3 protein-coding genes are annotated in these 2,137 nt (G+C 72.1%); 1 reads left to right on the top strand and 2 read right to left on the bottom strand.

All coding sequences use genetic code 11. From position 1 onward, the window contains the following. Positions 1 to 57: 57 nt before the first annotated feature. Both JNW98_RS28195 and JNW98_RS28200 read right to left on the bottom strand, forming a co-directional pair. Positions 58 to 516 carry an EamA/RhaT family transporter gene (locus JNW98_RS28195; protein WP_223771133.1) on the bottom strand — a complete coding sequence of 153 codons (459 nt, stop codon included), beginning with the start codon at positions 514 to 516 and terminating at the stop codon, positions 58 to 60. Positions 517 to 674: 158 nt separating this feature from the next. Further along, positions 675 to 1,037 carry an SH3 domain-containing protein gene (locus JNW98_RS28200; RefSeq protein ID WP_223771134.1) on the bottom strand — a complete coding sequence of 121 codons (363 nt, stop codon included), beginning with the start codon at positions 1,035 to 1,037 and terminating at the stop codon, positions 675 to 677. A 164-nt stretch (positions 1,038 to 1,201) separates the two neighbouring features. Here JNW98_RS28200 and JNW98_RS28205 point away from each other — a divergent pair. Further along, positions 1,202 to 2,137: serine/threonine-protein kinase (locus JNW98_RS28205; RefSeq protein WP_223771135.1), on the top strand; the 936-nt coding region annotated here is incomplete at its 3' end.

Raw genomic sequence — 2,137 nt, forward strand, 5'->3', positions numbered from 1 at the left:
GGGAGTGCTCGTGCCCACCCCTCCCCCTGCCCCCACCCGCTTCGCCCCGCCCCTACTTCACTTCCGCTTCCGGCCCCTCGCCGCCGCGCGCCGCAGCCGCTCCTCGTACTCCTGGCGGTGCAGCTTCTCCCCCGGTGCCTCCTGGAGGGCCCGCAAGGACCAGGCGAGGAAGACGCCGATGAAGCCGATCAGCAGATAGGGCTGGGTGGACTCCTCGCCGGTACCGCGCCGGACGAATCCTTCCCAGGTGCGCCGGAAGGCGAGGGCCGTACAGATGGCCACCCCGAGGAAGACGATCAGGTTCACCAGTCCGCCCACCCTGGCGACGGCGAGGCCCTCGTAGCCGAAGCGCAGGATCAGGGCGCCCGCCACGGCCGCGGCCAGACCGCCGGCGGCGACGGCGGCGCGGCGCCACCCGTAGCCACCGTCGTGCTCGATCCATGTCGTCCCGAAGAACCGGATGGGCTCGGGCTCCGGAGCGCCTGTGGAGGAGGTTGTCCGGCTCTGTGTGCTCATGCGGCGATTATTGCCGTGTATTGCCGTGCCGCTGCCCTGCCCCGCGCCGGCTCGGCAACCGCCCGGCCCCCCGGCAGCCCGGCAGCCGTCCACCCGGCAGCCCGGACCCCGTCCCTCCGCCCGCACCCGGCCCCATCAGAGATGATCAATATCGATCATCACGCGCATCGAACCGTCACGAAGTCGCTGCTGCCGGTTTTCACATACGCGTCGGATACATACTGACCGGGCGCAATGTTGTCCCAGATGTTTGTCGTACCGCAGGGGCCGGAGACCGTTTCGCCGCGGGTCTGGCAGCGGATGGCGACGCGGGTGTTCTGCGGAAGGACCTTGACCAGCCGGCTGCCGGTGCTGGGGCCGCTGCGCACGTTCACCTGGTGTCCGGGGGCCAGCGGGTAGTAAACGGCCTCCGCCGCGGCCTGGACGGACGCTATGGATGACGCGGACGATGCGTGGGTGACGACGGTGCCGTCCTCGACCTCGCTTCGGGCCTGCTCTTCGACGATCTCTCCGCTGGCCATGTTGCGCCCTCCCCTGTTTCGAAATGACCGTCAAAAGAGTGTTGTTGACGGGCCGATGACATGCGCAGGCTAGCAAGGTCGGGCACGTCCTCCCGGGCATCAGGTGCCCCATCGAATAGGCTCCGCAAGCCGCCTATGCGGCCGACACGACACGGGGGTGGGGAATGCCGCCGCTGCGCGACACCGGGAACGGCCCTGAAGCGGAGGATCCGGAGTATGCGGGCCGTTACCGCTTGGAGGGCCGGCTCGGCGCGGGTGGCATGGGGGTCGTCCACCTGGCGCACTCGCCGTCGGGGCTGCGGCTCGCGGTCAAGGTGGTGCACGCCGAGTACGCGGCGGATCCCGAGTTCAGAGCGCGGTTCCGGCAGGAGGTCGCGGCGGCCCGCCGGGTCAGCGGCGCCTTCACCGCACCCGTCGTGGACGCCGACCCCGACTGTGAACGGCCCTGGATGGCCACGCTGTGCATCGCCGGGCCGACCCTCGCCGCGTACATCAAGCGGAACGGCCCGCTGCCCTCGGACGAGGTGCGCCGGCTGGCGGCGGGGCTCGCGGAGGCGCTGCGCGACATCCATCGGGCCGGGGTCGTCCACCGCGACCTGAAGCCCAGCAACGTCCTGCTCTCCGAAGACGGCCCCAAGGTCATCGACTTCGGCATCTCCCGGCCGTACGACAGCGAGTTGCGGACGGAGACGGGGAAGCTGGTGGGCACCCCGCCGTTCATGGCGCCCGAACAGTTCCAGCGGCCGCGCGAAGTGGGCCCCGCGGCCGACGTGTTCGCGCTCGCGTCGGTGCTCGTCCACGCGGCGACCGGACGCGGGCCGTTCGCGTCCGACAGCCCGTACCTCGTCGCCTACCAGGTGGTGCACGACGAGCCCGAGCTGGCGGGCGTGCCGGAGGACCTCGTCCCGCTGCTCAGGGACTGCCTGGCGAAGGAGCCCGAGCTGCGGCCGACGCCGGACGTCATCATGTCCCGGCTGCCGTCGCCCTCGTCCGGCGGGCGGCCCGCGCCCGCGTGGCTGCCGGAGGCCGCGCCCCGGCTGCCGGACGTCCCGTACGAGCCGCCGCCCCGGCCGCCCCGCCGGGGCCTGCGCCCGCCCCGG

The organism is Streptomyces huiliensis, from assembly GCF_020037025.1.
GTDB lineage: Bacteria > Actinomycetota > Actinomycetes > Streptomycetales > Streptomycetaceae > Streptomyces > Streptomyces huiliensis.

What these genes read in the sequence shown, in the direction of transcription:
- JNW98_RS28200 (WP_223771134.1), bottom strand. Translation starts at nt 1,037, where the DNA reads ATGGCCAGCGGAGAGATCGTCGAAGAGCAGGCCCGAAGCGAGGTCGAG.
- JNW98_RS28195 (WP_223771133.1), bottom strand. Translation starts at nt 516, where the DNA reads ATGAGCACACAGAGCCGGACAACCTCCTCCACAGGCGCTCCGGAGCCC.